The 21,373-nt window shown below is 63.7% G+C and carries 23 protein-coding genes; 22 read left to right on the top strand and 1 reads right to left on the bottom strand.

What is annotated here, in order from left to right; translation table 11 throughout:
- Position 1: 1 nt before the first annotated feature.
- From fliJ to flhB, 13 genes are all read left to right on the top strand, one after another.
- Positions 2-451 (top strand): flagellar export protein FliJ, encoded by a 450-nt coding sequence (gene fliJ, locus IP89_RS15805; RefSeq protein ID WP_043310567.1) that lies wholly within the window; start codon positions 2-4, stop codon positions 449-451.
- Positions 452-521: 70 nt separating this feature from the next.
- Positions 522-827: an STAS domain-containing protein gene (locus IP89_RS15800; RefSeq protein WP_043310566.1), complete on the top strand. Its 306-nt coding sequence runs from the start codon at positions 522-524 to the stop codon at positions 825-827.
- A gap of 5 nt (positions 828-832) precedes the next feature.
- Complete coding sequence (locus IP89_RS15795; RefSeq protein WP_043310565.1) at positions 833-2,521, top strand: fused response regulator/phosphatase; 1,689 nt, start codon at positions 833-835, stop codon at positions 2,519-2,521.
- An 86-nt stretch (positions 2,522-2,607) separates the two neighbouring features.
- Entirely contained in the window at positions 2,608-2,958 is a 351-nt protein-coding gene (locus tag IP89_RS15790; protein WP_043310564.1) for an Hpt domain-containing protein, read from the top strand.
- 79 nt (positions 2,959-3,037) lie between these two features.
- Positions 3,038-4,339, top strand: coding sequence for a flagellar hook-length control protein FliK (locus tag IP89_RS15785; protein WP_043310563.1), 1,302 nt, complete (start codon positions 3,038-3,040; stop codon positions 4,337-4,339).
- Between the two features lie 212 nt (positions 4,340-4,551).
- Positions 4,552-5,091, top strand: a complete 540-nt coding sequence (fliL, locus tag IP89_RS15780) for a flagellar basal body-associated protein FliL (protein ID WP_043310562.1) — start codon at positions 4,552-4,554, stop codon at positions 5,089-5,091.
- 11 nt (positions 5,092-5,102) lie between these two features.
- Complete coding sequence (fliM, locus tag IP89_RS15775) at positions 5,103-6,074, top strand: flagellar motor switch protein FliM (RefSeq protein WP_043310561.1); 972 nt, start codon at positions 5,103-5,105, stop codon at positions 6,072-6,074.
- A 97-nt stretch (positions 6,075-6,171) separates the two neighbouring features.
- Positions 6,172-6,645: a flagellar motor switch protein FliN gene (fliN, locus tag IP89_RS15770; RefSeq protein WP_043310560.1), complete on the top strand. Its 474-nt coding sequence runs from the start codon at positions 6,172-6,174 to the stop codon at positions 6,643-6,645.
- Positions 6,646-6,648: 3 nt separating this feature from the next.
- Positions 6,649-7,089: a flagellar biosynthetic protein FliO gene (fliO, locus tag IP89_RS15765; protein ID WP_177326888.1), complete on the top strand. Its 441-nt coding sequence runs from the start codon at positions 6,649-6,651 to the stop codon at positions 7,087-7,089.
- On the top strand, positions 7,086-7,841 hold the full coding sequence (gene fliP, locus IP89_RS15760; protein WP_043310559.1) for a flagellar type III secretion system pore protein FliP: 756 nt from the start codon (positions 7,086-7,088) through the stop codon (positions 7,839-7,841). The genes fliO and fliP overlap by 4 nt, the downstream gene beginning before the upstream one ends.
- 11 nt (positions 7,842-7,852) lie before the next feature.
- Entirely contained in the window at positions 7,853-8,122 is a 270-nt protein-coding gene (gene fliQ / locus IP89_RS15755) for a flagellar biosynthesis protein FliQ (protein WP_043310558.1), read from the top strand.
- Positions 8,122-8,898: a flagellar biosynthetic protein FliR gene (gene fliR, locus IP89_RS15750; RefSeq protein ID WP_043310557.1), complete on the top strand. Its 777-nt coding sequence runs from the start codon at positions 8,122-8,124 to the stop codon at positions 8,896-8,898. Before fliQ ends, fliR begins: the two co-directional genes overlap by 1 nt.
- A gap of 12 nt (positions 8,899-8,910) precedes the next feature.
- The gene (gene flhB / locus IP89_RS15745; protein WP_043310556.1) at positions 8,911-10,047 is read left to right on the top strand and encodes a flagellar biosynthesis protein FlhB; all 1,137 of its coding nucleotides are present in this window, start codon (positions 8,911-8,913) and stop codon (positions 10,045-10,047) included.
- Between the two features lie 57 nt (positions 10,048-10,104).
- On the opposite strand, the gene sodC is transcribed toward flhB, so the two are convergent.
- Positions 10,105-10,626, bottom strand: a complete 522-nt coding sequence (sodC, locus tag IP89_RS15740; protein WP_043310555.1) for a superoxide dismutase family protein — start codon at positions 10,624-10,626, stop codon at positions 10,105-10,107.
- A gap of 181 nt (positions 10,627-10,807) precedes the next feature.
- Between sodC and flhA the strand changes: the two genes are divergently transcribed.
- The 9 genes from flhA to IP89_RS15695 all read left to right on the top strand — a co-directional run bounded on the left by flhA (position 10,808) and on the right by IP89_RS15695 (position 21,369).
- Positions 10,808-12,931, top strand: a complete 2,124-nt coding sequence (flhA, locus tag IP89_RS15735) for a flagellar biosynthesis protein FlhA (RefSeq protein WP_043310554.1) — start codon at positions 10,808-10,810, stop codon at positions 12,929-12,931.
- 12 nt (positions 12,932-12,943) lie between these two features.
- Positions 12,944-14,269, top strand: a complete 1,326-nt coding sequence (flhF, locus tag IP89_RS15730) for a flagellar biosynthesis protein FlhF (protein ID WP_043310553.1) — start codon at positions 12,944-12,946, stop codon at positions 14,267-14,269.
- 97 nt (positions 14,270-14,366) lie between these two features.
- The gene (gene fleN, locus IP89_RS15725; RefSeq protein ID WP_081963271.1) at positions 14,367-15,200 is read left to right on the top strand and encodes a flagellar synthesis regulator FleN; all 834 of its coding nucleotides are present in this window, start codon (positions 14,367-14,369) and stop codon (positions 15,198-15,200) included.
- Positions 15,197-15,943 (top strand): RNA polymerase sigma factor FliA, encoded by a 747-nt coding sequence (fliA, locus tag IP89_RS15720; protein WP_043310551.1) that lies wholly within the window; start codon positions 15,197-15,199, stop codon positions 15,941-15,943. The genes fleN and fliA overlap by 4 nt, the downstream gene beginning before the upstream one ends.
- A gap of 84 nt (positions 15,944-16,027) precedes the next feature.
- The gene (locus IP89_RS15715) at positions 16,028-16,402 is read left to right on the top strand and encodes a chemotaxis response regulator CheY (protein WP_171016308.1); all 375 of its coding nucleotides are present in this window, start codon (positions 16,028-16,030) and stop codon (positions 16,400-16,402) included.
- A 19-nt stretch (positions 16,403-16,421) separates the two neighbouring features.
- Positions 16,422-17,210 carry a protein phosphatase CheZ gene (locus tag IP89_RS15710; protein WP_043310549.1) on the top strand — a complete coding sequence of 263 codons (789 nt, stop codon included), beginning with the start codon at positions 16,422-16,424 and terminating at the stop codon, positions 17,208-17,210.
- A 29-nt stretch (positions 17,211-17,239) separates the two neighbouring features.
- Complete coding sequence (locus IP89_RS15705) at positions 17,240-19,468, top strand: chemotaxis protein CheA (protein WP_043310548.1); 2,229 nt, start codon at positions 17,240-17,242, stop codon at positions 19,466-19,468.
- 39 nt (positions 19,469-19,507) lie between these two features.
- The gene (locus IP89_RS15700) at positions 19,508-20,629 is read left to right on the top strand and encodes a chemotaxis response regulator protein-glutamate methylesterase (RefSeq protein WP_043310547.1); all 1,122 of its coding nucleotides are present in this window, start codon (positions 19,508-19,510) and stop codon (positions 20,627-20,629) included.
- A complete protein-coding gene (locus IP89_RS15695; RefSeq protein ID WP_043310546.1) occupies positions 20,629-21,369 on the top strand; it encodes a flagellar motor protein in 741 nt (246 codons plus the stop codon). The genes IP89_RS15700 and IP89_RS15695 overlap by 1 nt, the downstream gene beginning before the upstream one ends.
- Positions 21,370-21,373 lie beyond the last annotated feature (4 nt).

Genomic DNA, 21,373 nt, shown 5'->3' with positions numbered 1-21,373 from the left:
GATGGCCAACAGTCGTGCCGCGCGCCTGGCGCCGGTGGTGGAAATGGCCGAGCGCGCCGAGCGCGAAGCTGCCCGGCAGATGGCGCACATGCAGGGCCTTTTGGCCAAGGCCGAGGCCCAACTGGGCGAGCTGGAGCGCTATCGTGGTGACTACCAGCAGCAGTGGATCACCGAGGGCAGCAAGGGCGTTTCCGGCCAGTGGTTGATGAACTACCAGCGCTTTCTCAGCCAGCTGGAAACGGCCATCGGCCAACAACTACAAAGCATCAACTGGCACCGGCAGAATCTTGAGAAGGCTCGGGCTCTCTGGCAGCAGCGCTATGCTCGAGTCGAAGGCTTGCGTAAGCTGGTGCAACGCTATCTGGACGAGGCGCGTGCCGCCGAGGACAGGCGCGAGCAGAAGCTGCTCGACGAGCTTGCGCAGCGTTTACCTCAGCGCGATCAGGGCTGATCGCGGTTGCCGCCGTCATCGGCGGGTGCTAAATCTTCTTTCTGCACAAAGAACCAACAAGGAGTGCTACATGGCTATCACCGCGCTGCCCTCGGGCGACGGACAGGAGCTGACCATTCAGATCCAGGGTCGCTTCGACTTTTCCGCGCACCAGGAATTTCGTGATGCCTACGAGCGAGTGAGCGCTACTCCCAAGCGCTATGTGGTGGATCTCAAGGGGGCCACCTACCTGGACAGTTCTGCACTCGGCATGCTTCTGCTGCTGCGTGACCATGCCGGCGGCGACCACGCGCGCATCAGCCTGGTCAACTGCAACCCCGACGTGCGCAAGATCCTCTCCATCTCCAACTTCGAACAGCTGTTCCAGATCGGCTGATCGCCATGCCCAACCGCCTGTCCATTCTGATCGCCGAGGACAGCGCGGCGGACCGCATGCTGCTGTCCACCATCGTCAGCCGCCAGGGCCACCGGGTGCTCACCGCGAGTAATGGCCTGGAGGCGGTGGCGCTGTTCGAGCAGGAGCATCCGCAGCTGGTGCTGATGGATGCCATGATGCCGGTGATGGACGGCTTCGAGGCTGCGCGGCGGATCAAGGAGATTTCTGGCGAGGCGCTGGTGCCGATCATCTTCCTCACCTCGCTGACCGAGAACGAGGCGCTGGTGCGCTGCCTGGAGGTCGGCGACGACTTCCTCGCCAAGCCCTACAACCAGATCATCCTGCAGGCCAAGATCAGCGCCATGGATCGCCTGCGCCGCCTGCAGCAGACGGTGCTGCAGCAGCGCGACCTGATCGCCAAGCACAACGAGCACCTGCTCACCGAGCAGCGCGTGGCCAAGGCGGTGTTCGACAAGGTGGCGCATTCCGGCTGCCTGAGCGCTGCCAATATCCGCTACCTGCAATCGCCCTTCGCCCTGTTCAACGGTGACCTGCTGCTGGCCGCGTTCAAGCCTTCCGGCGGCATGCATGTGCTGCTCGGCGACTTCACCGGCCATGGTCTGCCGGCGGCGATTGGTGCCATGCCGCTGGCCGAGGTGTTCTACGGCATGACCGCCAAGGGCTTCTCCATGGCGGAAATCCTTCGCGAGATGAACGCCAAGCTCAAGCGCATCCTGCCCGTGGGCGTGTTCTGCTGCGCCACCATGCTCAACCTGAGCTTCCAGCGCCGCGTGGTGGAAGTGTGGAACGGCGGCCTGCCAGACGGCCACCTGCTACGCGCGGCGAGTGGCGAGCGGGTGCCGCTGGTGTCGCGTCATCTACCGCTGGGGGTGCTGGACCCGGCGTCGTTCAACGAGTCCTATGAGGTGCATCCGCTGCAGCTGGGTGACCGCATCTTCCTGCTGACCGATGGCGTGCTGGAGACCCTCGATGCGGCGGATCAGCTGTTTGGCGAGGAACGCCTGCTGCAGGTATTTGCCGCCAAGCATGCGCCCGAGCGTCTGTTCGCCGAGATTCAGTCGGCCCTGGTGGCCTTCCGCGGTGAGGCGCAGGACGACGTCAGCATGATCGAGCTGAGCATGGTCGACGACGGCGCGCTGGCTCGGCCACCGTTGGCGTTTTCCGACAGTGGTCAGAGCAGCCCGCTGGACTGGTCGGCCGGCTTCGAGTTCCGCGCGGCGGCGCTCAAGCGCTTCAATCCGCTGCCGTTCCTGCTCCAACTGCTAATGGAGGTGCGCGGCCTGCGCGCGCAGGGCGGGGCGCTCTACACGGTGATGGCCGAGCTGTATTCCAATGCCCTGGAGCACGGCGTGCTGGGGCTGGACTCGGGACTCAAGTCGGATGCCCAGGGCTTCGCGCAGTACTACCGCGAGCGTGCTCAGCGCTTGCAGGCCCTGAGCGATGGCTTCGTGCGCTTCGACCTGGAGCTGCTGCCGGAGGCCGCCGGTGGCTGCCTGCGCATCCGCGTGCAGGACAGTGGCGCGGGCTTCGACGTAGCACGGGCCATGGCTAGGCAGCAGGGCAGCGAATGCCTCAGTGGCCGAGGCTTGCGCCTGATTCGCCAACTGACCGATCAGTGCCAGTGGTCACCCGATGGGCGCGGCGCTGTGGTGGAGTTCCGCTGGTCGGCCTGATCAGGGCGACCAGCGCTGATGGCGCATGGCCAATACGCGATTGATCTCAGGCATAATCACCGCTTCCCCGATCATGGAGTGAGCCGGTGTCCGATATCCACCTCGACCAGAACGTGTTGGCTTCCCTGCTGGATGTCATGGGGGAGGAGTACCCCGTGCTGCTGGATACGTTCGTCGTCGACTCGGAAGAGCGCCAGCGCCACATCCACGAGGCCATGATCGCCGGCGACCCGCAGGCACTGCGCCTGGCTGCGCATAGCTTCAAGGGCAGCTGCAGCAACATGGGCGCGCCGCTGCTGGCCGGGCTGTGCAAGCAGCTGGAGGAGGCCGCCCGGCGCGAGCGGCTGGAGGAAGCGCCGGTCTTGATCGAGCAGATCGGCCGCGAATTCGCCATCGTGCGCATCCTGCTCAAGTCCGAGCGCCAGCGTTACAGCTGAGCGCGTAATGGGCCATTGGCAAAGTTGGCCCGGCCCTTGCTCTATCCCCGGTACGATCCATCACTAACGGAGAGTACCCATGTCCGTTGCACCCGATTTCCTGCTCCAGTCTGCGCCTGAAGTACGGCCAAAGGCTGCTCCTGCCAAGGCCCCGGCTAATACGCCGGAGCCCAGCAATAGCGAGGCTTCCAGCTTTGCTGAGGTGTACGCCAAGGAGCGCCAGGCCAAGTCTGCTGAGCGCAAGGAAGCCAGCGCCAAGGCTGCCGAGGAGCGCTCGGCCGACGCCAAGACGGCCGGCGAGCCGAAGGCCGACGCTGCCGCCGAAGAGCCCGCGGTTGCCGAAAGCGGCAAGGGCTTGCCGGATGAAACGGCCGATGCGAGTGAGGAGGGTGTCGATCCTCTCCTGCTGATGGCCATGACCGGCCAGTTGCCGACGGCAGAGACCGTCGATCCTGCCTTGACTGCTGAGGTTGATGCGGAAGGCGGCGAGGTCGACCCATTGCTCCAGGCCAGCATGTTGCTCAACAGCAATGTGGCGACTGCCGCGTCCGCGGAAGCCGGCCAGGAGCCTGAAGTGGACCTGTTCGCCGGGCTGCCAGGGGCGAAGCTGGCCCTGGATGCGGAAGTTCAGGGCCAGGCCGCAACCCAGCAGCAACTGAGCCCAGGCGCGGTGGCAGCGGAGAAATCGGCGAATGCCAGCCAGGGCTTCGCCAATGCCATGGCCGCGTTCTCCAGTGATGCCAAGCCCAGTGAGGAGGTGCCCGCCGAAGGTGTGGAGAGCGAATTGCTCGCCGAGGGCCTGGACAGCACCACCAGCGTCCGCGAAGGGCAGAGCGATGCCCGCGCCGAAGCGTTCGCCAACAAGCTCAGCGCATTGAGCCAGGCCATCAACCAGCAGACCAATGCCGCCCAGCGCTTGCCGCTGGTGCCCGGCCAGCCGGTACAGGTCGGCCATCCCGGTATGAGCGAGGCGGTGGTCGACAAGGTGATGTGGCTGTCGAGCCAGAACCTCAAGTCCGCCGAGATCCAGCTGGACCCGGCCGAGCTGGGGCGGCTGGAAGTGCGTATCGAGCTGAACAAGGACCAGGCCGCCCAGGTCACCTTCGTCAGTGCCAACGCCAACGTGCGTGACCAGCTGGAAGGCCAGGCGCACCGGCTGCGCGAGCTGTTCGCCCAGCAAGGCATGAACCAGCTGGACGTGAACGTCTCCGACCAGTCCATGGCGCGCAGCTCCCAGGGTGGCGGCGAGGAGGGGCAGCGGCGCTCCGGCGGCCGCGGTATGGGCGGCTCTGGCGATGAAGAAGTGCTCAGCGGTGTCAGCGAGATCCGCACCTCATCCGGCGGTGCTGCGCCGCGTGGTTTGGTGGACTACTACGCCTGACGCCGGTTCGCTGGCTGTGCAAGAAGCTGCGCCTGGTACTGATAAAAGCACCGGGCGCAGTCGTTTTCGGGTGACAGGCGGTCGTTGCCTTGGTATATCGGCAGCCTGTGTCGGGGTGCACAGGAGGGGCTATCTTGTTTACAAGGTGGCATAACACTTGCTCCTAAGCCCTTGACTGTGGACAAAACACCGAAAAGCGACGGATTTCTGGCATGGCAAAGAAACAGGCTCCCAAACCCCCGGCGGCCGATGGCGGCGAAAAAGCCGGCGGCAAGGGCAAGCTCAAACTCATCATCCTGATCGTCGTCATACTGCTGCTAGCAGTCGGTGGCTCGGTGGGCGCGACCCTGTTCTTCCTCGGCAAGGACAAGGGCGGTGCAGAGGAGAAACCGGCGGAAGAGGTCAGCAGCGAGGCTGCGGCGCCGGTCAAGCAGCCGGCGTTGTACGAGGCCATCGCCCCGGCCTTCATCGCCAACTACAAGTTCCAGGGCCGGCAGCGCTACATGCAGGTCAGCGTGGCGCTGATGGCGCGCAACCAGGCTGAACTGGATGCGCTCAAAGTGCATATGCCGCTGATCCGCAATCGCCTGGTCATGCTGTTCTCCGGTCAGGACTTCGGCGCGCTGATGACGCCGGTCGGCAAGGAGATGCTGCGCAGCCAGGCCACCGCGGTGGTGCAGGAGCTGGCGCAGAAGGAAACCGGTAAAACTGTGGTCGAACAGGTTCTGTTCACCAACATCGTGTTGCAGTAGCGGGAGCTACCATGGCCGTACAAGACCTGCTGTCACAGGACGAAATCGACGCGCTGTTGCATGGTGTCGACGATGGCCTGGTCGAGACCGAGGACGCTGGCGAGCCTGGCAGCGTCAAGAGCTATGACCTGACCAGCCAGGATCGCATCGTCCGCGGACGCATGCCGACCTTGGAAATGATCAACGAGCGCTTCGCCCGTTACACGCGTATCAGCATGTTCAACCTGCTGCGCCGCTCCGCCGATGTGGCGGTGGGTGGGGTGCAGGTGATGAAGTTCGGCGAATACGTGCACTCGCTGTACGTGCCGACCAGCCTCAACCTGGTGAAGATGAAGCCGCTGCGTGGCACCGCGCTGTTCATCCTCGACGCCAAGCTGGTGTTCAAGCTGGTGGACAACTTCTTCGGCGGCGATGGCCGCCATGCCAAGATCGAAGGCCGCGAGTTCACCCCGACCGAGCTGCGCGTGGTGCGCATGGTCATCGACCAGGCCTTCATCGACCTCAAGGAAGCCTGGCATGCGGTGCTGGACGTCAACTTCGAGTACATCAACTCGGAAGTGAACCCGGCGCTGGCCAACATCGTCAGCCCGAGTGAAGTGGTGGTGGTGTCGACCTTCCATATCGAACTGGACGGCGGTGGCGGAGACCTGCACATCACCATGCCGTATTCGATGATCGAGCCGATCCGCGAGATGCTCGACGCCGGTTTCCAGTCCGATGTGGACGACCAGGACGAGCGCTGGATCAAGGCGCTGCGCGAGGACATCCTCGACGTCAACGTGCCGCTCGGCGCCACCCTGGCGCGCCGCGAGCTGAAGCTGCGGGACATCCTGCACATGCAGCCCGGCGACGTGATTCCGGTGGAGCTGCCGGAGCAGATGATCATGCGCGCCAACGGTGTGCCGGCCTTCAAGGTCAAGCTGGGCGCCCACAAGGGCAACCTGGCCCTGCAAGTTCTCGAGCCGGTGGAGCGCCTGCGCTAAGCGCGGTGTTGCGCCAGGCAGAAATAGATTAGGTGGTTGGCTGGGTAGCGTTCCCGGCTCTCCAGATACCAGATGGATAGCCAGCCGAGGTAGAGCGATGGCAGACGAAAACGAAGGCACCAGCCCAGAAGAGCAGGCCCTGGCCGACGAGTGGGCCGCGGCCCTTGCCGAGGCAGGCGATGACGCCGGCCAGGCCGATATCGATGCGCTGATGAACCAGGGCGCAGCGGCGGCGCCGGCGGCGCCACGCATGGCCATGGAAGAGTTCGGTGCGGCGCCCAAGCCGGGCAACGGTCCGGTGTCGCTGGACGGTCCGAACCTGGACGTGATCCTCGACATTCCGGTGTCCATCTCCATGGAAGTGGGCAGCACCGAGATCAGCATCCGCAACCTACTGCAGCTCAACCAGGGCTCGGTGGTGGAGCTGGACCGCCTGGCCGGCGAGCCGCTGGACGTGCTGGTCAACGGTACCCTGATCGCCCACGGCGAGGTGGTGGTGGTCAACGAGAAGTTCGGCATTCGCCTGACCGACGTGATCAGCCCCAGCGAACGCATCAAGAAGCTGCGCTGAACCATGATCCGTGCAATCTGCAGTCTGTTCCTGCTGGCGCCCTTGACGGTGCTGGCGGCCGAGCCCGCGACCAAGGCGGTCACCGCCCCCGTTGCCGGTAGTGATATTGGTGGCCAATTGGTCCAGCTGATGCTTGGCCTATTGCTGGTGGTGGGGCTGATCTTCGCCCTGGCCTGGTTGCTGCGCCGGGTGCAGCAGATCGGTCCGCGCGGCAATCAGGCGATCAAGCTGGTATCCAGCCAGGCCCTGGGGCCGCGTGATCGTCTGTTGCTGGTACAGGTCGGCGGTGAGCAGATCCTGCTGGGCATCAGCGCCGGGCGTATCACTCCACTGCACGTGCTCAAGGAGCCGGTGAGCGTCGGTGATGCCCAACCTGCCGCACCGGAGTTCGCCCAGCGCTTGATGGAGCTGCTCGGCAAGGACCAGAAGGACCACAAGGAATGAGCGCCTGGCGCATTCTGCTGACCCTGTTGCTGGTCATCGCCGCCCCGCTGGCGTTTGGCGCCGACGACCCGCTGTCGATTCCCGCCATCACCCTGAGCACCAACGCCGAAGGCCAGCAGGAATACTCGGTCAGCCTGCAGATCCTGCTGATCATGACGGCGCTGAGCTTCATTCCGGCGTTCGTCATGCTGATGACCAGCTTCACCCGGATCATCATCGTATTTTCCATTCTGCGCCAGGCGCTGGGGCTGCAAAGCACCCCGTCGAACCAGATTCTGATCGGGCTGGCCTTGTTTTTGACCATGTTCATCATGGCTCCGGTGTTCGACAAGATTAACCAGGACGCCCTGCAGCCCTACCTCAACGAGCAGTTACCAGCGCAACAGGCGATCACCAAGGCGGAGGGGCCGATCAAGGAGTTCATGCTGGCGCAGACCCGTGCCTCGGACCTCGAGCTGTTCGTGCGCCTGTCCAAGCGCACCGACATCGCCAGCCCCGAAGCGGCGCCGCTGACCATCCTGATCCCGGCCTTCGTCACTTCCGAGCTGAAGACCGCGTTCCAGATCGGCTTTATGATCTTCATCCCGTTCCTGATCATCGACATGGTGGTGGCCAGTATCCTCATGGCCATGGGTATGATGATGCTGTCACCGCTGATCATTTCCCTGCCGTTCAAGATCATGCTGTTCGTCCTGATCGATGGCTGGGCGCTGATCATGGGCACGCTGGCCAGTAGTTTCGGCACGATATAGAGGACGCTCAGATGACGCCTGAAGTTGCCGTCGACCTGTTCCGTGAAGCACTCTGGCTGACTGCTCTGATCGTTGGCTTGATGGTGCTGCCGAGCCTGCTGGTGGGCCTGCTGGTGGCCATGTTCCAAGCCGCCACGCAGATCAACGAACAGACCCTGAGCTTCATCCCGCGCCTTTTGGTGATGCTGCTTACCCTGATCTGGGCCGGTCCCTGGCTGGTGCGCGAGCTGATGGAGTACACCCAGACGCTGGTGCAGAACATTCCGCTGTTGATCGGCTGATGCTCGAGCTGACCAACGCGCAAATCGGCGGCTGGGTGGGCCAATTCCTCCTGCCGCTATTCCGCATCGCCTCCATGTTGATGGTCATGCCAGTCATCGGGACTCAGTTGGTTCCGGCGCGGGTGCGTCTGTACCTGGCGCTGGCCATCTGCCTGGTGTTGGCACCGACCCTGCCGCCCATGCCGCAGGTGGACTCCATCAGTCTGCAGTCGATGCTGCTGATCGGTGAGCAGGTAGTGATCGGGGTGATGTTCGGCTTCATGCTGCAACTGTATTTCCACCTGTTCACTGTGGCAGGGCAGATCATCGCCATGCAAATGGGCCTGGGCTTCGCCTCCATGGTCGATCCTGCCAACGGTGTGTCGGTGCCAGTGCTCGGCCAGTTCCTGCTGATGCTGGTGACCTTGCTGTTCCTGGCCATGAACGGTCACCTGGTGGTGTTCGAGGTACTGGCGGAGAGTTTCGTGACCCTGCCGGTAGGTGAGGGGCTGCTGCTCGACCATTACTGGACCCTGGCCGGCAAGCTGACTTGGGTGATTGCCGCCGGCCTGCTGATGGCGCTGCCGGTGGTCACCGCACTGCTGATCATCAACCTGGCCTTCGGTGTGATGACCCGTGCGGCGCCGCAGCTGAACATCTTCTCCATCGGCTTCCCGCTGACCCTGGTGCTGGGCTTGTGCATCTTCTGGATAGGGCTTTCCGACTTCCTCGCGCACTTCCAGGTGCTGACCAGCGAGGCTTTGCAACAACTGCGCGAACTGGCGCGCGTTCGCTGAGGAGGCTCAAGCATGGCTGAGAGCGAAAGCGGCGCGGACAAGAGCGAGGAACCTACTGGCAAGCGCCTGGAAGAGGCGCGCAAGAAAGGCCAGATTGCCCGGTCGAAGGAGCTCAGCACTCTGGCGGTGACCTTCGCCGGCGCAGCGGCATTGCTGATGTTCGGTGCGCAGATGGGCAGGGCCATGCTGGGCATTATGCGCGGCAATTTCTCCCTGCCGCGCGATGTGCTGCAGGACGAGGGAGCAATGGCTCGCTACCTGCTCAGCACTGGAATGGAGGCGTTAGTGGCGTTGCAGCCGTTTCTCATCGTGCTGTTGATCGCCTCCATCATCGGCCCCATTGCTCTGGGCGGCTGGATGTTCTCCGGTGAGGCGCTGATGCCCAAGTTCAGTCGTATGAACCCCTGGGAGGGGCTCAAACGTATGTTCTCCACCAAGGCTCTGGTGGAGTTGCTCAAGGCGCTGGCCAAGTTCGTGGTGATACTGCTGGTGGCCCTGGCGGTGCTCAAGTCGGATCAGGACGATCTCTTGGCCATTGCCAACGAGTCGGTCGAATCGGCGATTCTGCATGCCATGCAAGTGGTTGGCTGGAGCCTGCTGTGGATGGCCTGCGGTCTAATTCTGATCGCTGCGGTGGATGTGCCGTTCCAGCTCTGGGATACCAAGCAGAAGCTGATGATGACCAAGCAGGAGGTCAAGGACGAATACAAGGACGCGGAGGGCAAGCCCGAGGTCAAGTCGAAGATCCGTCAGTTGCAGCGGCAGATGGCCGAGCGGCGGATGATGCAGCAGGTGCCCGAGGCCGACGTGGTGATCACCAACCCGACGCACTTCGCCGTGGCTTTGAAGTACGACCCGACCCAGGGCAATGCGCCGATGCTGCTGGCCAAGGGTGGCGACTTCCTGGCGCTGAAGATTCGCGAGATCGCCCAGGAGCACAAGGTCACGCTGCTCGAGTCGCCGGCCCTGGCGCGGGCAGTGTTCTATTCCACCGAAGTGGACCAGGAAATTCCCGCTGGGTTGTATCTGGCCGTGGCGCAGGTCCTGGCCTATGTCTACCAGCTCAAGCAGTTCCGTTCCGGCAAGGGCAAGCGCCCTGGGCCGCTGCCCGACCTGCCGATTCCGCCGGATCTACGTCGCGACGAGTAATCGTGAAAGGACGTTTGCGGCGAGCCTCCATAAGGGCTGGAGGCTCGCAGCCTTCATTTAACGAATCACCCCGCAGGCCACGCGTGCACCGCCACCGCCGAGTGGCTTGGGGTGGTCGGCGTGGTTGTCGCCGCCCGCGTGCACCATCAGGGCATGGCCCTTCAGTTCATCGAGACTCTTCAGGCGTGGCGCCAATACCGGTTGCTCGGCCTTGCCATTGGCGTTCACATACAGTGGCGGCAGGTCGCCGCGGTGGGCATCGTCCTGCCAGGGCGTGCCGTGCTTGCTGGTGCCGTCCGGGTCCCAGTGGCCGCCGGCCATTTCGGCGGCAGAGGGCTGACCATCCTTGCTGCCCGGTGCGCAGTCCGGTTTGGCGTGCACGTGGAAGCCGTGGATGCCTGGCGCCAGGCCGGACAGGGCAGGAGTGAAGATCAAGCCGTAGCGGCTCTGTTCGACCTTCACGGTGCCAACCGGCTTGCCGACGCCGCTGCTATCCACGGCATTCAGGGGGATGGATAGCGGAGCGGCATGCGCGGCCCCGGCTGCGAGAAGGAGGGTGGCTAGGGTCCATTGGTGCATGGGTAGGTTCTCCCGAGGTGGCTGGAGAAGTTCTGACTGCTACATCTCGCCCGGGTTTCCTGTTTTTGGTGTAACTCATTGTTTTTCAATATCTTGGAAAACATGGCCGAGTTCTTGCTCTGACCCTCGCACGGCGCCTTCTGCGTCAAAAGATTGAACTGGCTGGGGTAATCAAGTGGCAGTGGATCGGGCGCAAATCATTGGTGATGTACGCAGCAATCTGGCGGGGTTGCGCCACGGCAATCTGGGCATTCCGCTGCTGCTGCTGGTCATGCTCGCCATGGTCATGCTGCCGATCCCGCCGTTCCTGCTCGACGTGCTGTTCACCTTCAGCATCGCCCTGTCCATCGTGGTTCTGCTGGTCGCCATCTACTCGTTGCGGCCACTGGATTTCGCCGTATTCCCGACGGTCCTGCTGGCGGCGACGCTGCTGCGTCTGGCGCTGAACGTCGCCTCTACCCGCGTGGTGCTGTTGCACGGCCAGGATGGGCATGACGCCGCGGGTAAGGTGATCCAGGCCTTCGGTGAGGTGGTGATCGGCGGCAACTATGTGGTCGGTGCCGTGGTGTTCGCCATCTTGATGATCATCAACTTCGTGGTGGTCACCAAGGGTGCCGGGCGTATCTCCGAGGTGAGCGCGCGTTTCACCCTGGATGCCATGCCCGGCAAGCAGATGGCCATCGACGCCGACCTCAACGCCGGCCTGATCGACCAGGCCGAGGCCAAGAAACGCCGCGCCGAGGTGGCCCAAGAGGCCGACTTCTACGGCTCGATGGACGGTGCCTCGAAATTCGTGCGCGGTGACGCCGTCGCCGGTCTGCTGATCCTGTTCATCAACCTGATCGGCGGCATGGCCATCGGCGTACTGCAGCACGACCTGGCATTCGCCGAGGCCGGGCGCATCTACACCCTGCTGACCATCGGTGACGGCCTGGTGGCGCAGATCCCGTCGCTGCTGCTGTCCACCGCCGCCGCCATCATGGTGACCCGCGTCTCGTCCGCCGAGGACATGGGCCAGCAAATCAACCGGCAGATGTTCGCTTCGCCCAAGGCCCTGGCCGTGTCCGCCGCGATCATGATCACCATGGGGGTGGTGCCGGGCATGCCGCACGTGCCCTTCATCGGCCTCGGCCTGGTGGCTGCTGGCGCGGCCTACTGGATTGCGCACAAGCAGCGCCAAGTCAAAGTGGTGGCCGAGCAGGAAACCAAGCGTCAGCAGGAGCTGCTGCCGGCGCAGAAAGCCCAGGAGGTCAAGGAGCTGGGCTGGGATGACGTGACGCCGGTGGACATGGTCGGTCTGGAGGTCGGCTATCGCCTGATTCCGCTGGTGGATCGCAATCAGGGTGGACAGCTACTGGCGCGGATCAAGGGTGTGCGCAAGAAGCTGTCCCAGGAGATGGGTTTCCTGATGCCCTCGGTACATATCCGCGACAACCTCGACCTGCTGCCCAACGCCTATCGCCTGACCCTGATGGGGGTCAGCGTGGCCGAGGCCGAGGTGTATCCGGAGCGCGAGCTGGCGATCAACCCGGGGCAGGTGTTCGGTACCCTCAACGGCATCGCCGCCAAGGATCCGGCGTTCGGCCTGGAGGCGGTATGGATCGACCCGAGTCAGCGCGATCAAGCGCAGTCCCTCGGCTACACCGTGGTGGATGCCAGCACCGTGGTCGCCACGCACCTCAATCAGGTTCTGCACAAGCACGCCCATGAGCTGCTTGGCCACGAGGAAGTCCAGCAACTGCTGCAGCTGCTGGCCAAGAGCTCGCCGAAGCTGGCCGAGGAGCTGGTGCCGGGCATGGTCTCGCTGTCGACCCTGCTCAAGGTGCTGCAGACCCTGCTGGCCGAGCAGGTGCCGGTGCGCGACATCCGCAGCATCGCCGAAGCCATCTCCAACGTCGCCGGAAAGAGTCAAGATCCCGCCGCGATGGTCGCCGCGGTTCGTGTCGCGCTTTCTCGTGCAATCGTGCAAAGCATTGTGGGACTAGAGCCGGAGCTGCCTGTGATCACTCTGGAACCAAGGTTGGAACAGTTATTGCTCAATAGCCTGCAGAAGGCCGGTCAGGGCTCCGAGGATGGCATCCTCCTCGAGCCTGGCATGGCGGAGAAGCTGCAACGCTCCCTGGTGGAAGCGGCGCAGCGCCAGGAAATGCTCGGCAAGCCAGTGATCCTGCTGGTGGCTGGCCCGGTTCGGGCGATGCTCTCGCGTTTTGCGCGACTCGCCGTTCCCAGCATGCATGTACTGGCCTACCAGGAAATACCGGACAACAAGCAGGTCACGATCGTCGCCACGGTCGGCCAGAACTGAGGGTTCTAAGCCATGCAAGTCAAACGCTTCTTCGCCGCCGATATGCGTACCGCCATGAAACTGGTGCGCGATGAACTGGGCGCCGATGCCTCGATCATCGGCAACCGCCGCGTGGCCGGCGGCGTGGAGCTGACCGCTGCCCTGGATTACCAGCCGACCGCACCGGCGCGTCAGCCCAATCCGGCGCTGGAGGCCGAACTGCGCAAGACTCAGGCGAAGATCGCCACCGCCCAGGCCGAGCTGACCGTCCGCGCCGTGGCTGACGAGCGCAAGGATCGCCAGCTGTTCGCCAACGAGTCACTGATCGCCCCTGAGCTGCCGGCCACTGCGGTCAAGGCCCAGCGCCCGCTAGTCGCGCCGCAACCTGCTGCCAAGCCGGCTGCCGCCGCGGTCGATCAGCGTGCTCTGGATGCCATGCGCTTCGAGCTGCACGGCCTGCGTGAATTGATTGAAGTGCAGCTGGGTTCCATCGCCTGGGGTCAGCTGCAGAATCGCCGTCCGCAACAGGCCAACCTGTGGCGTCGCTTGCAGCGCATGGGCCTGTCCGCCGAGCTGTCCAAGGCCCTGCTGGAGCGCGTGGCCAAGGTCGCTGACCCGCGTCAGGCCTGGCGCATGCTGCTCGCCCACCTCGCCCATGCAATCAAGACTCCGGCGGTAGAGCCGCTGGAAGAGGGTGGTGTGATCGCCCTGGTCGGCCCGGCTGGCATGGGCAAAACCACCACGCTGGCCAAGATGGCGGCGCGTTATGTGTTGAAATACGGCCCGCAGAGCATCGCGCTGGTCAGCATGGATAGCTTCCGCATCGGTGCCCAGGAGCAGATCAAGACCCTCGGCCGCATCCTCAACGTGTCGGTGACTCAGGTCGATCCGGGGCAGTCCCTGGTCCAGGCGCTGGCTCCGCTGGCACGCAAGAAGGTCGTGCTGATCGATACCGCAGGCCTGCCGGGCAACGATCCGGCCCTGCGCATGCAGTTGGAGAGTCTGGCCGCGCGTGGTGTCAAATCGAAGAACTATCTGGTGCTGGCCGCTACCAGCCAGGCGCAGGTGCTCAAGGCCGCCTATCACAGCTACCGGATCTGCGGCCTCGCTGGCTGCATCCTGAGCAAGGTGGACGAGGCGGCTAACCTGGGTGAAGTGCTGGGGCTGGCTATCAGCCAGCATCTACCGGTAGCCTATCTGGCAGATGGGCCGAAGATTCCGGACGATCTGCATGTGCCGCGTAGCCACCAGCTGGTGAGTCGCGCCGTGAGCCTGCAGACTCCAGAAGATCCGAGCGAGGAGGCCATGGCGGATATGTTCGCCGGCCTGTACCACCATCCGGCGCGTCGCGCAGGATAGGGCAGGCGGCACCGTACAAGGCGTTCTAGTGTTAGGAAAGGGTCGGTGTAGTTGCCCGACCAGCCCAGAGCAGGCAAGACAAGGGTAAGAGAAGAACATGGGTAGTATGCATCCCGTACAGGTGATCGCAGTCACTGGCGGCAAGGGCGGTGTCGGCAAGACCAACGTGTCGGTGAACCTGTCGCTGGCCCTGGCCGACCTCGGTCGCCGGGTCATGCTGATGGACGCCGACCTTGGCCTGGCCAACGTCGACGTCCTGCTCGGCCTGACCCCCAAACGCACCCTGGCCGACGTGATCGCTGGCGAGTGCGACCTCAAGGACGTGCTCCTGCAAGGTCCAGGCGGCATCCGCATCGTACCGGCCGCCTCGGGCACCCAGAGCATGGTGCAGCTGTCGCCGGTGCAGCATGCCGGCCTGATCCAGGCCTTCAGCGACATCAGCGACAACCTCGATGTGCTGGTCATCGACACCGCCGCCGGCATCGGCGACGGCGTGGTCAGCTTTGTGCGCGCCGCGCAGGAGGTGCTGGTGGTGGTCTGCGACGAGCCGACCTCGATCACCGACGCCTACGCGCTGATCAAGCTGCTCAACCGCGACTACGGTATGAGCCGTTTCCGTGTGCTGGCCAACATGGCCCACAGCCCGCAGGAAGGGCGCAATCTCTTTGCTAAGCTGACCAAGGTAACCGATCGTTTTCTTGATGTGGCCCTGCAGTATGTTGGCGCCGTCCCCTACGACGAGTCCGTCCGCAAGGCCGTGCAGAAACAGCGCGCGGTATACGAAGCCTTCCCGCGCTCGAAATGCGCACTGGCGTTCAAGGCGATCGCCCAGAAAGTCGACACGTGGCCGCTCCCGGCCAACCCGCGCGGCCATCTGGAGTTCTTCGTCGAGCGTCTGGTGCAGCAGCCGATCGCGGGTACGGCGGTATGACAGCAGCCAGTGGACTTCGCATGTACAACAAGGCGCAGGCGCAGGATTCCCAGCACCAGTTGATCGAGCGCTACGCGCCTCTGGTCAAGCGCATCGCCTATCACCTGTTGGCGCGTCTACCGGCTAGCGTACAGGTCGATGACCTGATGCAGGCGGGCATGATCGGTCTACTGGAAGCGTCAAAAAAATACGATGGCAGCAAGGGCGCCAGCTTCGAGACTTACGCGGGCATCCGCATCCGCGGCGCCATGCTGGACGAGGTGCGCAAGGGCGATTGGGCGCCGCGTTCGGTTCACCGCAACACCCGTATGGTCAGCGATGCCATTCGTGCAATCGAGGCTCGCACGGGAAGAGACGCTAAAGATCAAGAGGTTGCGGCCGAACTCCAATTGAGTCTCGAGGATTACTACGGCATCCTTGGCGACACTCTGGGCAGCCGCCTGTTCAGTTTCGACGACCTGGTACAGGACGGCGAGCAGGGCGGGTTGCACGAGGATGTCAGCAGCAGTCACGGCGGGCCTCTGCATGGCCTGGAAGACGAGCGATTTCAGGCGGCGCTAGCCGACGCCATCGCCCATCTGCCGGAACGCGAGCGCTTGGTGCTGTCGCTGTATTACGACGAAGAACTGAATTTGAAGGAAATCGGCGAGGTACTGGGGGTCAGCGAATCCCGGGTCAGCCAGTTGCACAGCCAGTGCGCCGCGCGTTTGCGGGCCCGGTTGGGTGAGTGGCGAGCCAGCTGACGGGCTGGTCGATTTCATGATTTACGGCGCTTCCGGGCCACCGGAGGCGTTTAGGACTGTACGGAGGTCGACTTGGACAAGAACATGAAAATCCTCATCGTTGACGATTTCTCGACGATGCGACGGATCATCAAGAACCTCCTGCGTGATCTGGGGTTCACCAATACCGCGGAAGCGGACGACGGTAATACCGCGCTGCCTATGCTGCAGAGCGGTAGTTTCGACTTCCTGGTGACCGACTGGAACATGCCCGGCATGACCGGTATCGACCTGCTGCGTGCAGTGCGTGCCGACGATCGCCTGAAGACCCTGCCGGTACTGATGGTGACTGCAGAAGCCAAGCGCGAGCAGATCATCGAAGCCGCCCAGGCCGGTGTAAACGGATACGTGGTCAAGCCGTTCACCGCCCAGGTACTGAAGGAGAAGATCGAGAAGATCTTCGAACGGGTTAACGGCTGATGATCGCCGCGAGGGCGCTATGGCACACGATGATTCACATCTGGGCGAACTCGAATCGACCCTGAAGCAGCATGCCACTCAGCTTGTCGAGAGCCTGGAAAAAGGGCGTTTCGGTGAAGCGGTTGGCCTGATTCACGAGCTCAACAAAGCTCGTGACCATGGCCTGTACCAGGAAGTCGGCAAGCTCACCCGCGAGCTGCACAACGCGATCGTCAATTTCCAACTCGATCCGCACAACCCGCACGCCCAGGAAATCTCCCAGATCACCGACGCCACGGAGCGTCTGTCCTATGTGGTGCAGATGACCGAGAAGGCTGCCAACCGCACGATGGATCTGGTCGAGCAGAGCGCGCCGCTGGTCAACGATCTGGGCGACGAAGCCAAGACGCTTTCCGCGGAGTGGGGCAAGTTCATGCGCCGCGAGATGGGCGCCGATGCCTTCCGCGATCTGGCCAAACGCATCGAGCTGTTCCTCGCCCGTAGCGAGCGCGACAGCCAGAAGCTGTCCGGGCACTTGAACGACATTCTGCTGGCGCAGGACTTCCAGGATCTCACCGGGCAGGTGATCAAGCGCGTGACGCAGCTGGTCACCGAGGTCGAGCGCGACCTGCTCAAACTGATGCTGATGGCCAGTCAGGTCGACCGCTTTGCCGGCATCGAACATGACATGGATGCGCTGCGCGCCGAGCAGCAACAACAAAAAGAGCCTTCCAAGGGTGAAGGTCCGCAGATACATGCCGATAAGCGTGAAGACATCGCTTCCAGTCAGGACGATGTCGACGATCTGCTATCCAGCCTTGGATTTTAGGGCTCTAACAGAGCCTTTGGAGCGCACCGATGAGCTTCGACGCCGATGAAGAAATCCTCCAGGACTTCCTGGTAGAGGCCGGCGAAATTCTAGAGTTGTTGTCCGAGCAACTGGTCGAGCTGGAGAGCCGACCGGATGACATGGACCTGCTCAATGCCATTTTCCGTGGTTTCCACACCGTCAAGGGTGGCGCGGGCTTCCTCCAGCTCAACGAGCTGGTCGAGTGCTGCCACATCGCGGAAAACGTCTTCGACATCCTGCGCAAAGGCGAGCGCCGCGTTAACGCCGAGCTGATGGACGTGGTCCTGCAGGCGTTGGATGCGGTCAACGAGATGTTCAGCCAGGTGCGCGAGCGTACCGAGCCCACCCCAGCGTCTCCCGAGCTGCTGGCCGCCCTGTCGCGTCTGGCCGAGCCGGAGAGCGCCGACGAGCTGGCGGGCGAGACCGAGCCGGAGCCCGAGGTTGCGGAAGCGCCGGCTGCCGGCGACGACATCACCGACAGTGAGTTCGAGCAATTGCTCGATGCCATCGGCGATCAGCCGGCGGCCGAAGCAGAGGCGCCGGTTGCTGGCGGCGGTGACGAGATCACCGATGATGAGTTCGAGGCGCTGCTCGACCAGTTGCACGGCAAGGGCAAGTTCAGTGGCCCGGAAGAAGCTACTGCTGTTGCAGCCAAGCCTGCCGCAGCGGCTCCAGCCGCCGGCGGTGGCGACGACATCACTGACGATGAGTTCGAGGCGCTGCTCGATCAACTGCACGGCAAGGGCAAGTTCACCGGCCCGGCCGATGAACCGGCTGCGCCTGCCAAGCCAGCTGCAGCGGCTCCGGCTGCTGGCGGTGGCGATGACATCACCGATGACGAATTCGAGGCACTGCTCGATCAGCTGCACGGCAAGGGCAAGTTCACCGGTCCTGCCGAGGAGCCTGCTGCCGTAGCTGCTCCGGTCGCCGCCGCGCCAGCCAAGAAGGCCGAGCCGAAGAAAGTCGAGGCGGCCAAGCCCGCCGCGAAGCCGGCAGCCAAGGCAGAACCGGCCAAGGCCGCGGCGCCAGCGCCGGCCGCTGCAGGTGCTCCTGCGGCAGCAGCCAGCGAGGCGGAGACCACCGTACGGGTCGATACCGCACGCCTGGACGAGATCATGAACATGGTCGGCGAGCTGGTGCTGGTGCGTAACCGTCTGGTACGCCTGGGCCTGAACAGCGGCGACGAGGCCATGGCCAAGGCCGTGTCCAACCTTGATGTGGTCACTGCGGACCTGCAGACCTCGGTCATGAAGACCCGTATGCAGCCGATCAAGAAGGTCTTCGGCCGCTTCCCGCGCCTGGTTCGCGACCTGGCGCGCAACCTGAAGAAAGAGATCAACCTCGAGCTGGTCGGCGAAGAGACCGACCTCGACAAGAACCTGGTCGAGGCACTGGCCGACCCGCTGGTGCACTTGGTGCGCAATGCGGTTGACCACGGTATCGAGGGCCCCGACGAGCGCGAGGCTGCCGGTAAGGCGCGCGCCGGTCGCGTGGTGTTGTCCGCCGAGCAGGAGGGCGATCACATCCTGCTGTCGATCTCCGATGACGGCAAAGGCATGGACCCGGAAATCCTCCGTGCCAAGGCGGTGGAGAAGGGCCTGCTGGACAAGGATGCGGCCGACCGCCTGAGCGAGACCGAGTGCTACAACCTGATCTTCGCCCCAGGCTTCTCGACCAAGACCGAGATTTCCGACGTGTCCGGCCGTGGCGTGGGCATGGACGTGGTGAAGACCAAAATCTCCCAGCTCAACGGCATCATCAACGTGCACTCGGCCAAGGGCCAGGGCTCGAAGATCATCATCAAGGTACCGCTGACCCTGGCGATCATGCCGACGCTGATGGTCATGCTGGCCAACCAGGCCTTCGCTTTCCCGCTGGTCAACGTCAACGAGATCTTCCACCTCGACCTGTCGCGTACCAACGTGGTGGACGGCCAGGAAGTGGTGATCGTGCGCGACAAGGCGTTGCCGCTGTTCTACCTCAAGCGCTGGCTGGTCGTCGGTGCGTCCAGCGAGGAGCAGCGCGAGGGCCATGTGGTGATCCTTACTGTCGGTAGCCAGCGCATCGGCTTCGTGGTCGACCAACTGGTTGGCCAGGAAGAAGTGGTGATCAAGCCACTCGGCAAGATGTTGCAGGGCACGCCCGGCATGTCTGGCGCTACCATTACTGGTGACGGGCGCATTGCCCTGATCCTCGACGTGCCGAGCATGCTCAAGCGCTATGCACGACGCATCTGATTGATCGCGACCGGCGTTGCCGGTCGCTCTGGAGTGTTTATGGCAGTCAAGGTCCTGGTGGTGGACGACTCCGGCTTCTTCCGCCGCAGGGTCTCGGAAATCCTCTCCGCCGATCCCGATATCCAGGTGGTCGGTACCGCCACCAACGGCCGCGAGGCCATCGATCAGGCGCTGGCGCTCAAGCCGGACGTGATCACCATGGACTACGAGATGCCGATGATGGACGGCATCACGGCGGTACGGAACATCATGCAGCGTTGTCCGACGCCGGTACTGATGTTCTCCTCGCTGACCCACGAAGGCGCCCGCGTCACCCTGGACGCACTGGACGCCGGCGCAGTGGATTACCTGCCGAAGAATTTCGAGGACATCTCGCGCAACCCCGAGAAGGTCAAGGCGCTGCTGTGCGAGAAGGTCCATACCATCGCCCGCAGTAACCGCCGTTACAGCACCTTCAGCGCCCCAGCCTCCAGCCCGTCTCCGGCGGCCGGTGGCGTGGGGGCGACTGCGCGTAGTGCCGCTCCGGCTCCTGCGCCAGTCAGCCGGCCGAGTACCGCGCCTGCGGCGCCGGCCGCCAGTGGTGGTGCCCCAAAGCGTAAATCGTACAAGCTGGTGGCCATCGGCACGTCCACCGGCGGACCTGTGGCCCTGCAGCGGGTACTGACCCAGCTACCGGCCAATTTTCCGGCGCCCATCGTATTGATCCAGCACATGCCGGCGGCCTTCACCAAGGCCTTCGCCGAGCGTCTGGACAAGCTCTGCCGGATTACCGTCAAAGAGGCCGAGGATGGCGATGTGCTGCGCCCCGGTCTGGCGCTGCTGGCCCCTGGCGGCAAGCAGATGATGGTCGACCCGCGCGGCGCGGTGAAAATCCTGCCCGGCGACGAGCGTCTGAACTACAAGCCTTGCGTCGACATCACTTTCGGCTCGGCAGCCAAGTCGTTCAACGACAAGGTGCTGGCGGTGGTACTCACTGGCATGGGTGCGGATGGTCGCGAAGGCGCGCGCCTGCTCAAGCAGAGCGGCAGCCAGGTGTGGGCCCAGGACGAGGCCAGCTGCGTCATCTACGGCATGCCCATGGCGGTGGTGAAAGCCAACCTGGCCGACGCTGTGTACGGTCTCGATGAAATCGGCCGGCACTTGGCCGAGGCCTGTATCTGATGGATGTACTCAGCCTCATCGGGATCATCCTGGCCTTCGTTGCCATCCTCGGTGGCAACTACCTCGAAGGCGGTCATGCTGGAGCCCTGCTCAACGGGCCGGCGGCCTTGATCGTGATTGGTGGCACCCTCGGCGCGGCATTCCTGCAGGCGCCGGTCAATGTTTTCAAACGCTCCCTGGCCATCCTGCGCTGGATCGTCTTTCCGCCGCGTATCGACCTGGCGGGCGGCATCAGTCGCGTCGTGGGCTGGAGCATGGTGGCGCGCAAGGAGGGCCTGCTGGGCCTCGAGCCGGTGGCCGACAGCGAGCCCGATCCCTATGCCCGCAAGGGCCTGCAGCTGCTGGTGGATGGCGCCGAGCCGGAAGCCATCCGCAGCATCCTCGAAGTCGATCTCTACACCCAGGAAGGCCGTGATATCCAGGCCGCCAAGGTGTTCGAGAGCATGGGTGGCTACGCGCCGACCATCGGCATCATCGGTGCGGTGATGGGTCTGATCCATGTGATGGGCAACCTGGCCGACCCGAGCAAGCTGGGCGCCGGTATTGCCGTGGCGTTCGTTGCCACCATCTACGGCGTGGCGTTCGCCAACCTGTTGCTGCTGCCGGTGGGCAACAAGCTCAAGGCCATTGCCATGCGTCAGTCGCGTTATCGCGAGATGCTGCTGGAGGGCATTCTGTCCATTGCCGAGGGCGAGAACCCGCGCTCCATCGAGCTGAAGCTGCAAGGCTTCATGGACTGACGGG

This window comes from Pseudomonas sp. ML96, assembly GCF_000761545.1.
Taxonomy (GTDB): Bacteria; Pseudomonadota; Gammaproteobacteria; order Pseudomonadales; family Pseudomonadaceae; genus Aquipseudomonas.
This window is presented reverse-complemented; position numbering and strand designations above follow the sequence as displayed.